This is a genomic window from Kitasatospora sp. NPDC059577 (assembly GCF_042735475.1).
GTDB lineage: Bacteria > Actinomycetota > Actinomycetes > Streptomycetales > Streptomycetaceae > Kitasatospora.
This window is the reverse complement of sequence record NZ_JBHWBZ010000109.1, coordinates 1-14,040: the sequence shown is the minus strand read 5'-3', so window position 1 is coordinate 14,040 and position 14,040 is coordinate 1. Positions and strand designations below refer to the sequence as shown.

General features: G+C 76.2%; 10 protein-coding genes. 5 read left to right on the top strand and 5 right to left on the bottom strand.

Annotation, left to right across the window (positions count from 1 at the left end; translation table 11 throughout):
- Nucleotides 1-112 precede the first annotated feature (112 nt).
- Together ACFV0O_RS40615 and ACFV0O_RS40610 are read right to left on the bottom strand one after the other, a co-directional pair.
- Nucleotides 113-2,860 (bottom strand): M4 family metallopeptidase, encoded by a 2,748-nt coding sequence (locus ACFV0O_RS40615; RefSeq protein WP_380349828.1) that lies wholly within the window; start codon nt 2,858-2,860, stop codon nt 113-115.
- 311 nt (nt 2,861-3,171) lie between these two features.
- Nucleotides 3,172-3,828: a hypothetical protein gene (locus ACFV0O_RS40610; protein WP_380349825.1), complete on the bottom strand. Its 657-nt coding sequence runs from the start codon at nt 3,826-3,828 to the stop codon at nt 3,172-3,174.
- A gap of 339 nt (nt 3,829-4,167) precedes the next feature.
- Here ACFV0O_RS40610 and ACFV0O_RS40605 point away from each other — a divergent pair, with 339 nt between their 5' ends.
- From ACFV0O_RS40605 to ACFV0O_RS40585, 5 genes are all read left to right on the top strand, one after another.
- Nucleotides 4,168-5,067 carry a hypothetical protein gene (locus tag ACFV0O_RS40605; protein WP_380349822.1) on the top strand — a complete coding sequence of 300 codons (900 nt, stop codon included), beginning with the start codon at nt 4,168-4,170 and terminating at the stop codon, nt 5,065-5,067.
- Nucleotides 5,068-5,138: 71 nt separating this feature from the next.
- Nucleotides 5,139-5,999 (top strand): hypothetical protein, encoded by an 861-nt coding sequence (locus tag ACFV0O_RS40600; protein WP_380349819.1) that lies wholly within the window; start codon nt 5,139-5,141, stop codon nt 5,997-5,999.
- Complete coding sequence (locus ACFV0O_RS40595; RefSeq protein WP_380349816.1) at nt 5,996-6,934, top strand: hypothetical protein; 939 nt, start codon at nt 5,996-5,998, stop codon at nt 6,932-6,934. The genes ACFV0O_RS40600 and ACFV0O_RS40595 overlap by 4 nt, the downstream gene beginning before the upstream one ends.
- Nucleotides 6,931-7,947 carry a hypothetical protein gene (locus ACFV0O_RS40590; RefSeq protein ID WP_380349814.1) on the top strand — a complete coding sequence of 339 codons (1,017 nt, stop codon included), beginning with the start codon at nt 6,931-6,933 and terminating at the stop codon, nt 7,945-7,947. Before ACFV0O_RS40595 ends, ACFV0O_RS40590 begins: the two co-directional genes overlap by 4 nt.
- Before the next feature lie 159 nt (nt 7,948-8,106).
- On the top strand, nt 8,107-8,748 hold the full coding sequence (locus tag ACFV0O_RS40585; RefSeq protein ID WP_380349811.1) for a hypothetical protein: 642 nt from the start codon (nt 8,107-8,109) through the stop codon (nt 8,746-8,748).
- A 219-nt stretch (nt 8,749-8,967) separates the two neighbouring features.
- Here ACFV0O_RS40585 and ACFV0O_RS40580 read toward each other — a convergent pair whose 3' ends face one another.
- The 3 genes from ACFV0O_RS40580 to ACFV0O_RS40570 all read right to left on the bottom strand — a co-directional run bounded on the left by ACFV0O_RS40580 (nt 8,968) and on the right by ACFV0O_RS40570 (nt 13,615).
- Nucleotides 8,968-9,390 (bottom strand): carboxymuconolactone decarboxylase family protein, encoded by a 423-nt coding sequence (locus ACFV0O_RS40580; RefSeq protein WP_380349809.1) that lies wholly within the window; start codon nt 9,388-9,390, stop codon nt 8,968-8,970.
- A gap of 188 nt (nt 9,391-9,578) precedes the next feature.
- Nucleotides 9,579-10,682, bottom strand: coding sequence for an NADH:flavin oxidoreductase/NADH oxidase (locus ACFV0O_RS40575; RefSeq protein WP_380349806.1), 1,104 nt, complete (start codon nt 10,680-10,682; stop codon nt 9,579-9,581).
- A 182-nt stretch (nt 10,683-10,864) separates the two neighbouring features.
- Nucleotides 10,865-13,615 carry an ATP-binding protein gene (locus tag ACFV0O_RS40570; protein ID WP_380349831.1) on the bottom strand — a complete coding sequence of 917 codons (2,751 nt, stop codon included), beginning with the start codon at nt 13,613-13,615 and terminating at the stop codon, nt 10,865-10,867.
- Nucleotides 13,616-14,040: the final 425 nt, after the last annotated feature.

The window sequence follows — 14,040 nt, the reverse complement described above, 5'->3', positions numbered from 1 at the left end:
CTCACCTTCTGAGCCCCCGCTCCCGGCGCCTCACCGTGCCCGAGCTCCGGCGGCCCCCCCCCCCCCCCCCGGCCCCCCCCCCCCCCGCCGCCGCTGCGCCGGTGAGATCCGCTCAGCAGGTGCCCGCCGGACGGTCACGGACCACCAGGTCGGTGCGGCCGACCGTGGCGTCCAGCCACACCACCCGGGTGCCCTGGTCGGCGGCGGCCTCGTACTGGCCACCGCGGTTGCAGGACAGCCGCTGCGGGGTGCCGCCGGCGAGCGGGACCTGCCACAGCTTCGGCAGCGCGGCGTTGGTCCAGCCGCCGGCGGGCTTGTCGCCCTCGACCCGGTAGGTGACGGCCTGGTCGGAGACGGCGAGGGTGGTGGAGCGCGGGGCGTTCGGGGAACCGGCGCCCACCAGGTCGACGACGCCCGAGCCGTCCGGGGCCGCGGAGCGGATCGTGCTGCGCACGGTGCGGTCGTCGGGAAGGTCCACCCACAGCAGGCGCCCGCCCGCCAGGGTGAGGGAGCCGGCGCTGCTCGGCCCGGAGCCCGCCGGGGCGTGCGCGGGGTACCGCGCGGTGACCTTCCCGGCGGCGACGGAGTAGACGGTCGGTACGGTCACCTGCTGGTCACCGTCCTGCCAGGTCTCGGTCCAGGCGACGAGGCCGTCCTTGAGGGTGAGTTCGGACACGGCGTGCCCCTCGGGCAGCGGGAGCGCGACCGGCGCGGCGCCGTCGCGGCTCAGGTACGGCCGGGAGTGGCCGTTCTCGGAGACCGTGAAGACGATGTCGGTGCCGGAGATCCGGGCGTTGCCGAGCTGCTGGGCGGGGGAGGTGGAGCGGAAGACGCTCCGTACGGGGCCGGCGCCGCTCAGCGGAGCGGTCAGCACCTCCTGCCCCGTGCCGGGGGGGCCGCCCATGGCCACCCACACGGCGTTCGTCCCGTCGGTGGCGGCCCAGCTGTGGATGCGGCCGTCCTCGGGGCTCAGGCGCACCGGGGTGCCGTGCCCGTCGACGGTGCCGGTGTACAGCCCGGTGCCGGCGGCCCCGTCGCCGAGGATCACCCAGTGGCCGCGGGCGACGGCCGGGGTGGCCATGCCGTTGGAGACGTTCTGCAGCAGGATGCGGCTGTCGGTGCCGAGCCGGCGCTGCCAGCCGGGACGGATCCCGTGGGCGTCGAACGCGGCGGCCAGCGCCCGCAGTTGGCGCTTGTCCAGGCCCTGGTCGCGGCCGGCGGCGAGCACCGCGTCGCGTCCGGCCTGGAAGTCGTCCAGCGGGGTGAGGTAGTCGGCGAGCGCGTGGTAGACGACGCGGTCGGCGGTGAGCGGGTCGAGGGTGCGCCGGATGTCCCACAGCGCGCCGCCGAAGATGGTGGAGTTGAGGTGCACCCCGCCCGAGTCGATGGAGTACCGGGTGCCCAGGAAGTCGGCCGTGGTGGTGCGGTGGTCGTCCAGACGGCGCGTGGCGCAGGCCTGCGGGGTGCCGGTGCGGCACAGGCTCTCGCCGAGCAGCGCCGCGGCGGGGTCGTCCATCGACAGGCCGCGGGCGGTGACCTCGATGGCGTTGCCGAAGTAGTCGGCGATGGCCTCGTCCATGGCGCCCGACTGGTTGAGGTAGAGCAGCTTGGCGGTGTGCTGGACGACGCCGTGGGTCATCTCGTGCCCGGCCACGTCCAGGGCGACGGAGAACGGGTAGGAACCGGGGCCGGAGCCGTAGACCATCTTGGAGCCGTCCCAGAACGCGTTCGGGAACGGCTTGCCGCCGTCGCTCACGTTCACCACCGAGACGATCGCCCCGCCCTGGCCGTCCAGACCGTTGCGGCCGAGCCGGTTGCGGTAGAAGTCGAGGACCAGCCCGGCGTTGACGTGCGCGTCGGTGGCACCGTCGTCCCCGGTGGCGGCGGGGAAGGCGGGGGCGGGGGAGGAGGCCGGGGCGGCGTCGGCCGGGACGGGCACGCCGTCGAAGTCGCCCGCGTCGCGCCCGGCGGCGTCGTAGGTGGTGACGGTGGCGGGGCGGGTGAGGTCGGTGAGCTGGTAGGTGCCGTCCGCCCGCTTGGCGATGTTCACCGCGGTGCTGCGCCCGTGGGCGTCGGGGGCGGTGCCGGTGGCGGGCTGCAGCCCGGTGCCCGGATCGGCCGGTGTGGGGGCGGCCGGTGCGGGGGTGGCCGGGGCCGGGTCGGCGGCGGGCCGGGGCGCGCGGGCGTCGTGGGCGAGGGCGACCGCACCGGTGGTGGCGTCGACGTACACCTCCCGGGCGGTGCCGCCCGCCGTGCCGCGCACGGTGTAGTGCTCGGTGAGGCGGCCGGGGCCGTCGGGCAGGATCACCGGGCCGTGGTCCTCGGCGGTGGCGCCGGCGCGGGCCGGCGGGTCGGGGAGCTCGGCGACGGCCGCCCGCTGCAGGGCCTCGGCCGGGACGGCGGGGGTGGTGGGGGCGCTCAGCCCGGTGAAGTAGCGTCCGCCCGCGGACTCCACCTTCTGCCCGGCGCCCTGGCCGGACAGGTGCACCAGGTACTGGCCGCCGAGCACCGGTATCCCGCCGTGGCGCTGCTCGAACCTGACGGTGCTGCGGCCGTCGGGGCCCGTCGTGGAGCCGAGCGCGGCGAGCTCGCCGGTGTCGATGCGGTAGCGGTCGGGGTGGGCCGCGAGGTGGGCGAGCGCGGCCCCGGCCGGGTCGCCGGGTGCGGGTTCGGACAGGCCGGTCACCAACTGCGGGGCGGCGGTGCCGGTGCCGTCCACCAGGGCGGGCACCGGGTCCGCGTCCGGTGCGGGGGCGCCTGCGGCCGGCAGGGCCAGGGCGGGCGGCACGGCCAGCGCCAGCATCACGACGGCGGTGGCACCGACGGCGAATGTGCCGGCGGTACGGGGGAGTCGGGGCACGGAGGTCCTCTCGCGCGTGGGTCGGGAACGCGGCGGCACGACGGCCACCGCACCGCCCACGATAGTCAGTCGGGCGACATATGTCGATCGATTACCTATCGAGGGCGGGGTGCCGCCGGGGCGGCGCGGGGGTGCGGTCGAGGCGCGGTCGAGGTGCGGTCCGGGCGTCGTCGAGGTGCGGTCGGGGTGCCGGCCCTCCTACTCCCGTCCACGTCCGTCCGTACCCGATCCGTTCAGGACGCGGTTCCGGTGCACCGTCAGCCGCCGTCCGGTCCCGGCGCACCGTCAGCCCGCCGCCCTCCGGCGCGCGGTCAGCCCCGCCGTCGGTCGTCCCACAGGCCCGCGTCCGCCGCCCACGCCACCAGCTGGAAGGCGAAGGCCCCCGAGGCGGCCAGCCCGGCCAGGGCCAGGACGATCCAGAACGGGATCGACAGCGCGCTCGGCCGGCCGGTGGCCATCCGCCCGCCGTCCTCCAGCCGGACCCGGGTCTCGTGGCCGTCCGGGTAGGGCGCGTCGACCGGTCGCTCCTCGCCGAACGACCGCCCGTCCACGCTCCAGCGGTACGTGCAGGCGTACGTCCTGGCCCCCAGACCGCCGCCCTCCACCGGGACCTGACCGCTCACCCGGCAATGCGTCACCACGGCCGGCACGCTGCGCGGCTCGTGCACCCGGGTGCGGATGGTGTCGGCGGCCTGGGCCGTCGCGAACACCGTGCCCCAGGCGGCCAGCAGGAACACCACCGCGAACGCGCCGACCGGCGCGAACCCCCGGCCCGACGCCCGCCCGCGCAGCGGGACGGCCGCGGCCACCGCCACCGCCAGCGCGGCCGCGCACACCGACTCCCGCACCCCGCCCACCGGTTCGTCCAGCGACCAGTGCCACACCGCCGTCGCGCCCGCCACAGCCAGCACCGCCAGTGCCACCGCGGCCGACGCCGTCCACCCCCGGCCGCACCCCCCGTCCGTCACGGCGCCGTCCTTCCCCCGTCGTCCGGCCTTCCCGTCGATCCTCCTACCGCCGGGCAGCCCGCCCACACCCCCGGGCCGGGTTCCGTGCCGAGCGGTGACGCGGCCGCGACATCGTCACACCGGGCCGCGGCGGCCCATTGCGGTTAGATCACGACGTGTCCGGTTCATCAAGCATTGGGGGAGAGTGCGGTGATTGATTTTGTTGGCAGCGCCTTCAGCGAACTCTCATAATTCCTGCTGACACGCGTGACGGACGGTCCGGAGAACCCGCTGGGGGGAGTACGTCCCACGAGGGGGCCCCGCGCGTGGAATTCCGCATTCCTTCCCTGGGGGAGTCCCTTGCCCGAGCCCGAGAACGAGAGCGCCGCCGCCGAACCTCCGGCACCGGCCCAGCCGCCCGCGCCTGTTCCTGCCGCCGCTCCCGGAGAGCAGCCCGCTGCCGCGCCCGCCGCCACGCCTGCCGCTGACCCTGCCGCGCCCGCCGCCGCGCGCCGCCTGCCGCGCGCCGTCGGCGTCGCGCTGGCCACCGCCGGCCTGCTCGCGGTCACCGCGGCCAGCGCCGCAGTGACCGTCGCCGTCGGCAAGCCCGACCCGCACCCGGCCGCCGCACCCGTCGTCACCGCCGCCCCGAAGGCGAGCGCGAGCGCCACCGCGAGCGCCTCGCCCACCCCCGAGCCCGTCCCGGTGCCGACCGCCGTCCCGACCGAGCCCGCCCCGGCCAGCACCGTCAAGGGCACCGTCAGCGGCGGCAAGCACGCGGGCGACCTGCGCTACTTCCTGCTCCCGATCCCCGCCGGCGGCGAGTCCTACGGGCCCGCCGACGGCATGACGATGACCGACGACGACGTCGCCGAGATCTTCGGCAAGCAGGACGGCATCAAGGACATCCTCGCCTCCTACGGCTACAAGGAGGGCGCGAGCCGGATGTACCGGACGGCCGACGGCAAGGCCGAAGTGACCGTCACCCTGCTGCACTTCGGCTCCGCCTCGATGGCGACCGACTTCGTCAAGGGCTACAAGATCAAGTCGCTGGACCCGATCGACCTCGACGGCCTCCCCGACGCCCGCGGCTACCTGAAGAAGCCCAAGCAGCAGGCCTACACCGGCTCGATGACCGGCATCGCCAGCCAGGGCGACGTCCAGTACACGATCGACGTCGACGTGAAGGGGACGCCCGACAAGGCGCTGCTGAGCGAGCTGATGAAGCGCCAGCGCGACTGGCTCGCCTCGGGCGGCTGAGCCCCGCGCACCCCGCGCGCCGCCGCCCGCCCACCGACGCCACCCTCCCTTCCTCCTCTGGAGCCACTCCCGTGACCACCGAACCCGCGGAGCCGGTGCCCGCCGCGCCCGCCGCGCCACCGGCGCCGCCCGCGCCCGCCGTCCCGCCGCCCCTGACGCCGCCCGCCGCCGACCCGTACGCCACCGGGCCGGACGCCACCGGGCCGTTCCCGACCCAGCCGGGCGAGCTGCTGGAGACCGGCCCCGAGCGCGCACCCCGCACCCCGCGCCGCCCCCGCCCGGTCGCCCTGGCCGCCTGCGCCCTGGCGCTGGGCGCCCTGGCCGGCGGCGGCGTCGGCTACGCCGTGCAGGCCCAGCGCCCGCCCACGCCGCTGCCGCCGCTGCAGGTCGCCCGCCCCGCCTACCCGGCCGGGACGGTCGACCCGGCCGCCCTCGCCGCCCAGCAGCCCGCGCCGCCGGCCATCGAGGGCGACCTGACCAAGCTGCTGATCACCGCCCCCGAGGGCAGCACCCCCTGGGGTGACAACCCGGACAAGCCCGGCTGGGTCTCCATCGGCGAGATCGCCGAGCAGAGCGGCAACGCGGCCCTCACGTTCCGCGACCTCGCCTCGCGCGGCTTCCGGCGCGCGGCCGAGGTCGACTGGAAGAAGGACGACACCCGCTACCGCGTCTCGCTGGTCCAGTACACGGCCGACCACGCCGACGAGGCGAAGTCCTCCAGCTGGGTGCCGTTCGCCGACGGCGCCAACGGCGGCTACAAGGTCGAGACCGCGGCCCGGAACTGGGCCGAGAGCACCGAGCAGTACTACTACGGCGAGGCCGTCGCCAAGCGCGGCTCGGTGCAGATGACGATCGAGGTCTTCGGCACCCAGCAGGTGAGCGCCGACGTCCTCAAGGACCTCGCCAAGCGGCAGTGGGAGCGGCTGATATGAACGACGACACCGTGACCCCGGCCCCCGGGGCCCCGCACGCGGAGGCGCTGGCCCCCGAGGCGCCGCACGCCGACGCGACGGCCCCCGAGGCACCGAACTCCACCGCGCCGCACGCGGAGGCGCCGGACTCCGCCGCGACGCACCCCGAGGCCCCCGAGGCCCCGCACGCCGACGCGACGCACCCCGCCGCGCCCAACGCCGCCTCCCGCCGTCTGCTGCGCGCGGGCGCCGCGACCGCCGCGGCTGCGCTGGTCGGCGTGGTCATCGGCATCGGCATCATCAAGACCCAGTACGACGACCCGGCCCCGGCCACCGCAGCCGCCCCGTCCACCGGCCCCACCCCGACCGCGACCGCCACCCCCTACGGTGCCAAGTCCAACGGCAGCCACTTCGGCTCGCTGCGCGACCTGCTGCTGCCCGTCCCCGCCGGCTACGAACCCGGCCCGGACGACGGCGTCTACGGCAACGACACCGAGCTGAACGGCGAGCAGCTGTCCGCCCAGCTGGACGCCGAACTCCAGCAGGTCCCCAAGGAGAAGCGCGACAAGCTCCGCTCCTACTGGGAGGGCCTGCACGTCAAGGCCACCGGGGTGCGCACCTACCTCGCCGGCAGCGACGACCTGGTCATCGGCCTGAAGCTGCGCCAGTTCAACCAGCAGGAAGTGCAGCGGATCAACGAGTACACCGCGGTCTTCACCGGCGACACCGGCCTGTTCCGGATCGGCCCGTCGATCCCCGGCCACCCCGAGGCGCACTGCTACCTGATGCCTGCGCCGCCGTCCGCCCCGATCGACTACCTGGAGTGCTCGGCCGCCGAGGGCGACCTGCTGGTCGTCATGAACGCCGAGGGCGTGGCACCGCTGCCCAAGGACAAGATCGTCGCCCTCTTCACCCTGCAGCTCGACCGACTCGCCCGCCCGGGAGCGTCAGCATGACCGACCACTCCACCCCGCCGCAGCCCGCGTCCGACCCGCTGCCGCCGGCCCCGCCGGCCCCGCCGGCCCCGCCGGCCCCGCCGGCCCCGCCGCTGACCGAAACGGCCATCGGCGCCGTCGAGTTCACCGAGCCCGCCGCCGCCGTCGAGGATCCCGTCGAAAGGCTTGCCCACCGGGCCCGCCGCCGCAAGGCCGCGGTGCGCTGGAGCTGCGCCGCCCTGGTGTTCGCCCTCGCCGGCACCGGCACCGCCCTGGCCGTCACCGCCCCCGAGCGCACCGACATCCCGGGCCTGGCCACCGCGAAGGACGGCCGCTACACCTTCCCGCCGCTGGCCCTGCCGCCCCTGCCCTCCGGCAAGCCCGCGCCGGACGCCAAGGGCAAGACCCTCCACTACGCGGACCTGCGCCACCTGCTGCTGCCCGCCCCCAAGGAGGCCGGCGGCGCCGTCACCGCCCCGACCTTCCCGGTCCCCACGCTGAGCCCCACCGCCCCGGGAACCCCGACGGCGTCGCCGAGCGCCCCGCCGAGCGCCTCCCCGACGGCCACGCCCACCGCCGCCGCGGCCACCGCGGACTGGGTGCCCTGCGACGCGATCCTCGCCGAGCAGCAGGACCCGGCCAAGCTGCACGAACTGCTCCTGCAGAACGCCTGCCGCGCGGCCACCGTCCGGGAGTGGACGACCTCCGACGGCACCCGCACCCAGATCCGGCTGCTGCGCTTCGGCTCCGCCGGCGAGTCCTGGGACACCTACACCTCGCTGCGCAACAAGGGCCGCTCCAAGGCCGCCCCCGACACCAAGTCCACCTCCCACGAGAACTGGGACACCGTCGACAGCGTCGAGCTGACCACCCAGGAGTCCACGGCGAACGGCCCCAAGGGCACCCCCACCGCCCGCGTCGCCTACCTCGCCGCCGCCGACGTCCTGGCCGTCATCACCATGACCAACCCCGACGGCATCCCCGTCGCCCCCTTCCGCCAGGTCGTCACCCTCCAGTCCGACCTGCTGGCCTGACCCGGGCCCGCCCCGGCCGCGCGGGAAAGCCGGTACGTCCGACTTCCCGCGCGGCCGTGGCGAGTCGGGACGGATCCGGGACATCCCGAGGCCTTGTCGGCCACCTTGCTGGGGCGGAACCTGGCCTGGAGGCGACGGGTTGCTACGGGGGAGTGGGCGATGAACCGCAGGCAAGGGGCCCTGTGCTGGGCGGCGCTGCTGGTGGCCGTGGCCGTGGTCGTGGCGGTCCGGACACAGGCCGGGAGCGGCGGGCCCCGCCGGCACGAGGTGGTGCTGCCCGAGCCGGCTCCGGCGTCGGCCCAGTGGATCGTGGACAACCTGTCCTCGGTGTCCGCGAGGCCCGAGCAGTGCCCGGCGCCGACCCTGGCGACCCTGGCGGTGCTGGACTCCGACGGGCAGGGCCGGGCGGAGGTCTTCTGGCTGGTCGACAACGTCGACGTCTGCTCGGCGGTCATCAGCGCGAACGGCGCCCGGAGCATCGGGTTCGGCTCCGTCGACAGCCTGATCGCCGACCGTCTCGTGCCCTTCGACACGGGGTCGGGAGCGGGCTGGTACACGGTCACCGCCTTCCGCGGCCGGGTCGAGAACCTCAGGATCAACGGCGACACCGACCACGTGCTGGGCCCCGTTCGTACCCGTACCGTCGACCTGGGCGGCGGAAAGCTCGTCACCTTCGTCTCCTACGGCATCCGGATCCCCGAAGGCGACCAGGACCTCACCCTGTTCCTCTGCCCCCCGGTCGGCGACTGCCGCGACACCAGCTTCCACCCGTTCGACTCGCACCAGGGCGACCGAAAGTAGCGGAAGGGGTGGCCCGGAGGCGTTGCCGCGGGCCCGGCGGGCAGGCGGGGTGGTGCCCCTCGGGGCCGGAGCATCGTTCGCGGCCCGCTGCGAAGACGGTGTCGCCTCTCGTCTCCCGGACGACCGTGCCCGGGGCGGTCACCCCGACCGGAGCCCGGAGGCGGGCAGCGCGCCGATCCGCGCCGCCAGCGGCCGATGGTCGCTGGCCGTGGCGGCCCGTCAGGTGCCGGTGACGGGCAGCAGGCCGCGCTCGGCGAAGACCTTCCTGGCGACGAAGGTGGCGTTCACCGCCCGGGGGAAGCCGCAGTAGCCGGCGGAGTGCAGCAGGGCCTCGACGATCTGCTCGGGGGTGAGCCCGACGTTCAGGGCGGCGTTGACGTGGACCTCCAGCTCTGGCTCGCAGCCGCCGAGCGCGGTGAGCATGCCGAGGGTGACCAGCTGGCGGTCGCGCGGTGCGAGCTGGGGGCGGCTGTAGATCTCGCCGAAGCCCCAGGCGACGATCTGGTGGCCGAGTTCGGGGCTGATGTCGCCCAGGGACTCCACGACCCGGCGCCCGGCCTCCCCGTCGATTCGCGTCAGCACCTCCATCCCGTGCTCGAAGCGCTCCTGCCGGGTCTGCGCGCCGTTCGCGTCCGTGCTCATCGCGGTGCTCCTGTCTCCCGGCCGCCCGTGCCGCGGCCCACGTGTCCCGTCCCGACCCGCCTGCCGGGGCCGGCGGGTCGGACTCACGGCAGAACCGTAGGGCTTGGAGTGCACTCCGACTCAAGCCCGACACCCCCGTACTCGCCGGGGGCCGGCGGGCGCGGGGGTGCCGAGGTGGTGCCGGGGTGTCAGGCGCGGTGGTACTGGACGGGGGAGAGGACCTCGCCGCCGAGTTCGGCGGCGGCGCGGCGGGCCCAGGACGGGTCGCGCAGCAGTTCGCGGCCGACCAGGACGGCGTCGGCGTGGCCCCCGGCGACGACGGCCTGGGCCTGGGCGGGGTCGGTGATCAGGCCGACGGCCGCCACGGGCAGGCCGGCCTCGTTGCGCACGGCCTCGGCGAAGGGCACCTGGAAGCCGGGCGCGGCGTCGATCCGGGCGTCGGGGACGAGGCCGCCGGTGGAGACGTCCAGCAGGTCCACGCCGTGCGCCTGGAGTTCCTTGGCGAGGCGGACGGTGTCCTGCGAGGTCCAGCCCTCGCGGTCGTCCTCCGGGTTCTCGGTGAGCCAGTCGGTCGCGGAGACGCGGAAGAAGACCGGCAGCTCCTCGGGCCACACGGCGCGCACCGCGTCGACGACCTCCAGCGCGAAGCGGATGCGCCCCTCGAAGGTGCCGCCGTAGCCGTCGGTGCGGCGGTTGGTGTGCGGGGAGAGGAACTGGTGGACGAGGTAGCCGTGGGCGCCGTGGATCTCGGCGACCTGGAAGCCGGCGTCCAGCGCCCGCCGGGCGGCGTCGGCGAACTGCCGCACGATCGTGCCGATCTGCTCCTCGGTCAGCTCCTGCGGCGCGGTGTGGGCGGGGGAGAAGGGCTCGGTGCCGGGGCCGACCGGCGCCCAGCCGTGCTCCTCGTCGGCGGCCAGCGGGCGTCCGCGGTCGACCCAGGTCCGCTCGGTGGAGGCCTTGCGTCCGGCGTGGGCGAGCTGGATCGCGGCCACGGTGCCCTGGGACTTCAGGAAGTCGGTGATCCGGCGGAAGGCCGCGGCCTGCTCGTCGTTCCAGATCCCGAGGTCGTACGGGCTGATGCGGCCCTCGGGGCTGACGGCGGTGGCCTCGGTGATGATCAGTCCGGTGCCGCCGGCGGCGCGCGCCGCGAGGTGGGTGAAGTGCCAGTCCGTCGGCACACCGGCCGCGTCCCCGTCCGGCGCGGCGCTGTACTGGCACATCGCCGGCATCCAGATCCGGTTGGGGACGGTCAGTTCCCGCAGGGTGTACGGGGTGAAGAGGGTGGTGCTCATGACGGACTCCCGAGGGGTCGGCGGCGCCAGGACGGAGGGGCGCACCCACGAAGTGATTGCAGCTGCAATTTATGAGCCCAAAGATAGTTGCGCGTGCAGATATCTGCAAGGTCCACCGCCCGTCCCGCGCCGCCCCGGCCACCGGCACCGCCGCCCCGGCCTCAGCCCGCGCCGCCCCGGCCTCAGCCCGCGGCGCCGTCCGCCCGCAGCAGAGCACGGGCCCGGGCGGCCAGCCCGTCCGCGTCGCACCGGGTGGCCAGCTCCAGCCCCCGGGCGAGCGCCCCGCGGCCACCCGCCGCGCCGCCCAGCACCTCCCCCAGGTCGACCAGGGCCATCGCGTGCTCGTAGCGGGCCGGCGACCGCTCCAGATGCCCGACCGCCTCCGTCAGCAGGGCAGCCGCACGGGGCCGCTCGTGCACCGCGGCGCACAGCCGCAGCGCGCTGCCGACGGCCGAGTCCGTCCCCGACTCCCGGGCCCGGCGCACCGCCTCCGCGGCGAGGCCGCGGGCCCGGTCCGGCTGCTCCGGGGCCACCGCGCGCGCCAGGTGGCCCAGCCACGGCGCCCACACCGTGTTGCGCCACCCGCGCGCGTCCAGGGCCGCCCCGGCGACGGCCAGCGTCGCGGCCGCGCCCGCCGCGTCACCCCGGGCCAGCAGCAGCCGCCCGTACAGCGTCGGGGCGTCCGGCAGCACCATCACCGTCGGGTACGGCGGGCCGAAGGCGTGCTCGCGCGTCAGCTCCAGGGCTTCCTCCACCCGGCCGCGCGCCGCCAGGGTCTCGGCCAGCGCCCCGACCGCGTCCCAGTGCAGCGGGGTGCCCGGACCGATCCGCCCGGCGATCCGCAGCGCCCGGCGCAGGTAGTCCTCCGCCGCGGCGAGCGCGCCGCAGCGGAAACGGAGCATGCCGGTCAGCAGGTAGGCGAAGCCGAGGTGGCCGCCGCTCCACCCGGCGACCTCGTAGGCGCGCACCGCCTCGTCGAACAGTTCCTCCGCCCGGTCGACCCGGTCGGCGTACAGGTAGCTGATGCCCAGGATCCCGGGCAGCTCGAAGCCCCAGGTGGTGTTGGTCCAGCCCAGGCTGCGGGGCAGCCGGCCACCCGGCAGCGCCGACTCGCCGAGGGCGATCGCCTCCGCGCTGTCGACGCCGCGCAGCGTGAGGTCCCAGCAGCGCAGCACCGCCACCGCGTGGGCCAGACCGTCGCGTTCGAACACGGCCCCGCCGCCCGTACCCGCGCCGGCACCGCCGGGCGCCTCGGCGCGGGCGTCGGCGTCGGCAGTACCGGAGGCCTCGGTGAAGGTGTCGCTGAAGGCCAGGCCGATCGTGCCCAGCATCCGGTCGAACTCCGCGAGCCGCCGCGACCGCCCCGGACCGTCCGGGTCCTCGGACTGGAACGCCGCGAACATGAAGTGGGCGACCTCCAGGCGCAGTTGCCCCGGCCCGGGCCCGGTGCGCGCGGCCTCCTCGGCGCACAGCGCGGCGGCCTCGCCGAGCCGGTTGCTGTGGGCCAGGGCCTGGGCGAGCCGGAACGTCGCGTCCACCCGCAGCCCGGGGTCCAGGCCGTACGGGTCGGCGAGCGCCAGGCGCAGCTGGTTGACCGTGGTCGCCGGGTCGGTGAGCAGCGCCGAGCAGCCGAGCTCGTAGAGCACCGGGGCCCGGTCCTCGTCGGCGGGCGGCTCGCTGATGGCGCGACGCAGGCAGCGCTGAGCGGCCTCGGGCGCGCCGATGGCCAGGTGCTCGCGGGCCGCCCGGCGCAGCTTGTCGACGATCGCGCCGTCCCCTTCGGGCAGGATCTCCAGCAGGTGCCGGGACGCGGCCAGCAGGCCGAGGCCGGCGTTCTCCAGGGCGACGGCGGCGACCCCGTGCATCGCGGTGCGGGTCGCGGGCGGCATCGACTGGTACACCGAGGTGGCGACCAACGGGTGGACGAACTCCAGCCGGCCCCCCGCGGTGCCGGTCAGCACCCGGTGGTGGCGCAGCTCCCGCACGGACTGGGCGGCGGTCTCCGGGCCCTGGGCGCAGATGGTGGCGGCGAGGTCGTGGCGGATGTCGGTGTCCAGCACGGACGCCGCCCAGGCGAAGCGCAGCGCGGTGGGGCCGAGCCGTTCCAGCCAGTGCCGCAGCGTCATCCCCCGCGCGGTGGCGGCGAGTTCGCGCAGCTGCCCGGTGCTCTCCTCGACCGGGTCGAGCCGCTGGTCGGCGACCTCGCGCAGCAGGGCGGCGGTCTCGTACGGGTTCCCGCCGGTGACGGCCCAGACGTGCCGGCAGAAGGCGTCCTCGGCCCGCTCGCCCAGGGCCGCGCGGACCAGGTGCGCAACCGAGGCCGGCTGCAGCGGGCGCAGCTCGTGCCGGCGGTCGGCCCGGTCGGCCAGGCCGCGCTGCAGGGACAGGGCGTCGTCGGGGAACTCGTCGCGGCAGGCGAGCACCAGCAGGGCCGGCAGCTCCCGGGTGCGGACCGCGAAGCCCGCCAGCCAGCCGAGCGACTCCGGGTCGGCCCAGTGCAGGTCGTCGACGATCACCGCCAGCGGGGAACGCAGCTGCACCAGGCGGGTCAGGACGAAGTCCAGCCCGTCCCGCACGCCCTGCGGATCGAGCTGCCCGCGGGGCGCCAGCAGCCCGGCCGCCGGGCCGACGACGTCCTCCCACGGCCCGAAGACCCGGGCCCGCTCCTCGTCGGACAGAGCCGCCAGCACCGGGCGCACCAGCTGGCGCACCACGTGGAACGGCTCGTGGCACTGGCGCTGCCCGCCCCGGGCGAACAGCACCGTGCAGCCCGCGCGCCGGGCCGCCCGTCGCACCTCGGTCAGCACCGCGGTCTTGCCCAGCCCGGCGGCGCCCGTGTAGAGCAGCAGCTCCCCGGCCTCGCTGCCGGCGGGAGCGGTGAGCGCCCCGATCGCCCGCGCCGCCGAGCGGATCTCGGCCTCGCGCTCGTGCAGCGGCCCGCCCTCCCCACCGGCCCCGCCCTCCCCGCCGGCCCCACCGGCTCCGCCGCCGGCCTCACCGGCCCCACCGCCGGGCCCGTCGGGCCTGCCGTCCGCGCTGCCGTCCCCGGGCTTCGCCTCGGTCACCCTCGCCTCCAATTCACCGTGTCGGAACGGTCGTTGAGAGCCCGACGCTATCGCCGCGCGGCCGCCTCCGGTACGGGCTTGACAAAGCCGCCGGCCGCCCCCCGCGGGCGGACGGTCCGGTTCGGAGCGTTCGGGCCCGGACAGCCCGCCCCGGCCTGCGATGACGCCGCTCCGTGATCGATTCCACCGCCCCCCCCCCCCCGCCCGGCGGGGGGCGCGCGGGGGCGGCCCGGGTGCAGCCGACAAGCGCCCCCCGCGGGGACCCGCGGAGGCGGACCCCCTCGCCGGGGTTG

Bases quoted from the DNA above. Each gene is read 5' to 3' on its own strand.
- ACFV0O_RS40595 (WP_380349816.1), top strand. From the start codon at position 5,996: ATGAACGACGACACCGTGACCCCGGCCCCCGGGGCCCCGCACGCGGAG.
- ACFV0O_RS40590 (WP_380349814.1), top strand. From the start codon at position 6,931: ATGACCGACCACTCCACCCCGCCGCAGCCCGCGTCCGACCCGCTGCCG.
- ACFV0O_RS40585 (WP_380349811.1), top strand. From the start codon at position 8,107: ATGAACCGCAGGCAAGGGGCCCTGTGCTGGGCGGCGCTGCTGGTGGCC.
- ACFV0O_RS40580 (WP_380349809.1), bottom strand. From the start codon at position 9,390: ATGAGCACGGACGCGAACGGCGCGCAGACCCGGCAGGAGCGCTTCGAG.
- ACFV0O_RS40575 (WP_380349806.1), bottom strand. From the start codon at position 10,682: ATGAGCACCACCCTCTTCACCCCGTACACCCTGCGGGAACTGACCGTC.